This is a genomic window from Desulfogranum japonicum DSM 18378, assembly GCF_000429945.1.
GTDB lineage: Bacteria > Desulfobacterota > Desulfobulbia > Desulfobulbales > Desulfobulbaceae > Desulfogranum > Desulfogranum japonicum.
In genome coordinates, this window is the sequence record NZ_AUCV01000099.1 from 1 (window position 1) to 4,376 (window position 4,376).

The window sequence follows — 4,376 nt, forward strand, 5'->3', positions numbered from 1 at the left end:
CGTTTTGCCGATTATGCGTATTTCTTTGAGTCTTTTTATGATTCTGTAGCAAGGTAACTTGTCCAACCATATTGCTTCTCCATTGTATTGAATCGGTTAGCTATGGTTGAATACACTGTCTGGCCAGAATATCACCTTCTTTATTTTTATTTTCAATAGGTTATTAAAGTTTTTCTCGGTTCATGTCGTACGCTTGCCCTGATAATGACACAAAAAGAGCCTGGATCACAATTCAATTATATTTACAAAAATCGACATTTTGGCTGGGGGCGTCGAATTAAGCGGTTTGCATACAACGAAAAAACAGATAGATAACTTGAGAGAGTTTTAATATAGACCGGCTACACCCAGTTTGGGATCATGGAAGAGCTTTTTATTATGGATCGAATTTAGTTGGAGATCCTAATGGTATTTCAATTGTATTAGTATATACTATAGCCTTTTTGGTAGGATTGTTTTTCTTATCTTCTAATAAGGTCGTTAGAATTGTGGTCATGTTTGGTATGTTTTATTGTGTTCTCGGTATAATCGAGGGACGGTCACGAGGAGCTTTTTTAAGTTTAGTTGTGTTAGGTTTTACAGCATTTCTAATGTTGCCAATTAAAAAGAGAATGCTGTCTTTGTCTTTATTTGCTGTTTTGTTCATGATTTTTTCTATCAGGTATGTCCCCTCAGACTATATTTACCGCATGCAAGAAATAACCAATCCTACTACTGATGCAACAGGATCTGCCGTTACGCGATTAAATACAATGAAGATAGCTGCAAAATATATAGTTTCGCATCCTTTTTCAGAGTTTGGTTTGGGGAATCACTCATATTTAATAGCAGAGAAGTATGGATTATACGATAATTTTGAAATACTTGACATATTCAGAGGTAGCTACCTAACACATAGTATATTTTTGCAGTATGGAGCAGATACTGGGTTTGTACCAATGTCTATATATATATTGTTTGTTATTTCAATCTTTCATAAATGTTATAATAATTTTAAAAATGAAAAAAGAGATTTATCGCTATCTAGTTGTGTGTCTGTCTGTAACACTGTTGTTATTATAGCATTATTTTCTTTTTTTTCAGGTGCATTTTTTCTTCCTTGGGCATATCGAATTTTTATGTTCATTCTTTTAGGCTCTTCTATGGCAGTTGATAATGTCATGCAGTCAAAATTGTAATAATAGCTAATATTTAGTATAATACTAACCGTCCTTTTGAGAAAGAAAGTGAAATATAGAGTTGAGATTGATGGGCTTAGGGCGATTTCGGTAATTTCTGTTGTTTTATTTCATTTCGGTCTTAGTACTTTTAGCGGAGGGTATGTAGGTGTAGATATCTTTTTTGTGATTTCTGGTTATCTGATTACATCTATAATTTTAAAGGAAATTCATCAAGACTCATTTAGTCTTGCCAATTTTTATGTGCGAAGGGCAAGGAGGATTCTGCCAGTTTTATTTTTTATGCTGTTAGTTAGCTCATTAATTTCAATTATTGTTCTTTTGCCAAATGATCTATATAGTTTTTGTAAAAGTTTATTATCTGTAAATATTTATGCATCAAATTTTTACTTCTGGAGGGAATCTGGTTACTGGGCTGTAGCTAATGATTTGAAGCCACTTCTACATACGTGGAGTTTAGCTGTAGAGGAACAATATTATATTTTCTTTCCACTTTTCTTGTTAATATGTAAAAGACTAAAACTGCAGTATATTTTTATTTTCCTTATTATCATATTGTTATCTAGTTTAGGGCTTTCTCAATGGGGCGCCTACGCTAAACCTTCTGCTAATTTTTACTTACTTCCCACTCGGGCCTGGGAATTAGCGATTGGAGCTTGTTTAACTCTTGTACAATATAATTTTCCAATTCAATTGAAAAATTCAAAATTTACAAAATATTTTAGTGATATAGTATCGTTGGTTGGGTTAGTATTTATTAGTTATTCAATTTTTCTTTTTGACGAGGAAACACCATTTCCGAGTTGTTGGGCATTATTGCCTACTTTAGGGGCATCTCTTGTAATTTTATTTAGTAGTAGGGAGACTATAATAGGACGGGTACTAGGTAATAAGATTCTTGTTAGTATAGGTCTAATAAGTTATAGCCTTTATTTATGGCACCAACCTGTTCTCGCTTTATATAGAAGTTACTTCTTTCTCGGAATGCATTGGTATCATTACCTAACTCTCTTTATTATTATAATCATTTTATCGTATATAAGCTATTATTTTGTAGAGAAGCCTTTTAGAGATAAAAATAATTTTAGCGATAAACAGATTGTTTATTTTTGTACCTCCTTTACCTTAGTTTTCATTTTGTTTGCAATAGTTGGAATATATACTGAAGGTTTTTCTTTATATTCCTCTAAACGTCATCAAATATTTACAGAATACCAATCTTCTTCCATGAGTAATTCTGGGCTGAGCTTGAAATGCGATGGAAATTTTCCTGCTCCAAAAGAATGTTGGACAGATCCGAACCCAGAAGTTTTGGTTTGGGGAGATTCCTTTGCTATGCATTTGGTACCTGCACTTTTAGCTTCTGACCCCAATATCCGTCTCGTTCAAATGACTAAGAGTGCATGTGGTCCTTTTTTTGATATAGCTCCAGTAAGTGTCAAATTTCCCGCAGATCAGTGTTTGTCGTTCAACCATAGAGTTAAATCCTGGCTTAGTGACAATAGATCTGTAAAATATGTAATTATGTCATCCCCTTTTGAAGAGTATTTGTCTAAAGGTGCAGAATTATTGGATTCCCATGGTAATAAATTTACATCTTCTAGGGAAATTATTTATACTGAATTGATGGCTACTTTAACTGAGATTAAATTATTAGGTGCAATACCAGTATTGGTTTCACCCACGCCTGGTAATGGTCTTGATCTTGGAAGATGTGTTGCTAGAGCTAAATATTTTTATGATGATTCGAGTATTTGTAATTTTGATCCCGCTTCCCTGATGGATTATCGACAAACAATTTTTTCGATAATGGATGAAATAGAATTAAGTAACCGAGTAATTAGGTTAGATAAACTTTTGTGTGACGCACAACAGTGTCATGCTTTACTGGATGACACGCCTATTTATAGAGATAGGGGGCACCTTTCGCATGAAGGAGCTAGATTGATAGGGAAAAAGTACAACTTATATCAGATGATGATTCACGATTCTAATAATAATTGATACGAGCTTTACTTTATGAAAATAGATATTAGGATCTCTCTACCTATTTTAATACCGCTATTATGTATTTTTACAGCTATTTTGATTATTCATTTTTTCCTAACGGCTCTTTCTGCTCTGAGTTTTACCACTAGTATTGTATATAATACCGATAAAGTTGCTCGATTTACTTCTCATCCAATATCTAATTCGTCACATAGAGCTGTTGATCCAGAATTTTACCGAATGATTGAAGAGTTAAATTTTAACAATAGAAAAATAGGGCAAAATGATATCGAATTTTTATCGCGTATTAGGCATTGGTGCCGCCTGCAGCAAGGGGAATTTAATCCGGTTAAATGGCAAGTAATTGGAAAAGAGAGTGATGATCCTAAAGAATTACTAATTAATCAAAGAAATTCTACACCTGGGGCATGTAGACGCTTTGCTTATATCTTGTCAGGTGTACTTTATAGTTTGGGGTATGATTCAAGAATAGTACATATTGCAAGTACATTTAGTGATCTAGATTTTAATCACACATTAGTTGAAGTTTATGTTCCATCACTTTCTAAATGGGTTTTGATCGACTCTGATTATGATACTTTTTATAAAATTGGTGATATTTATGCCTCATTGTACGAGGTTTATGATCAAATACGCAGTAAAAAAATAGAAACAATAGAATTTGAAAGAAATGGCTCAGAAACTTTACCTATGCCAAGATTTGTTGATGAAAATAGATTGCCTACAAAATTAGCAAAAAGCTTCAGTCATATTTATATTGGCAAAATGAATGCAGTGAAAGCTTACTTTGACACAGGTCAGAGAGGGAAAATTAAAACATTTGAACATTTTGTGCCTGATGGAGGGAGATTGTATCCAAATTTTTATAAAATTTTCTTGATTTTCATGATATGCGTATTGTTAATTGTCATTATGTATTGTTTGTATAAAATATCTGATTACTGTTTTTGTAAAATTAAGCAATGTTGTAATTCTAAATTGTATTCTCTGTAATATAAATATGAGCGAATTTAAAGAAAAATTCAGATAGAAAGAGAATGGGGAGATATGTCTACATATCAATATCTATCTTCTTGTATTATATGTAAAGAAATCGAGTTATAGTCAAGTCTGGTGTTCGAAGAATCATTCCTAAACATTGACGATCCTGTCGAGCCCGCTTTCTTCTATCGGTACAACTCTCTCCCC

Annotated in this window: 3 protein-coding genes; all 3 read left to right on the forward strand. The window is 32.9% G+C overall.

Annotation, left to right across the window (positions count from 1 at the left end; genetic code table 11):
* Positions 1–503 precede the first annotated feature (503 nt).
* From G493_RS0122275 to G493_RS0122285, 3 genes are read left to right on the forward strand one after another with little or no spacing between them, the layout of a single operon-like run.
* Positions 504–1,178, forward strand: coding sequence for an O-antigen ligase family protein (locus G493_RS0122275; RefSeq protein WP_232363819.1), 675 nt, complete (start codon positions 504–506; stop codon positions 1,176–1,178).
* Between the two features lie 48 nt (positions 1,179–1,226).
* Positions 1,227–3,182: an acyltransferase family protein gene (locus tag G493_RS30795; RefSeq protein WP_051309799.1), complete on the forward strand. Its 1,956-nt coding sequence runs from the start codon at positions 1,227–1,229 to the stop codon at positions 3,180–3,182.
* A 15-nt stretch (positions 3,183–3,197) separates the two neighbouring features.
* The gene (locus tag G493_RS0122285; RefSeq protein WP_028582141.1) at positions 3,198–4,181 is read left to right on the forward strand and encodes a transglutaminase domain-containing protein; all 984 of its coding nucleotides are present in this window, start codon (positions 3,198–3,200) and stop codon (positions 4,179–4,181) included.
* Positions 4,182–4,376 lie beyond the last annotated feature (195 nt).

What these genes read in the sequence shown, in the direction of transcription:
- G493_RS0122275 (WP_232363819.1), top strand. Translation starts at nt 504, where the DNA reads ATGTTTTATTGTGTTCTCGGTATAATCGAGGGACGGTCACGAGGAGCT.
- G493_RS0122285 (WP_028582141.1), top strand. Translation starts at nt 3,198, where the DNA reads ATGAAAATAGATATTAGGATCTCTCTACCTATTTTAATACCGCTATTA.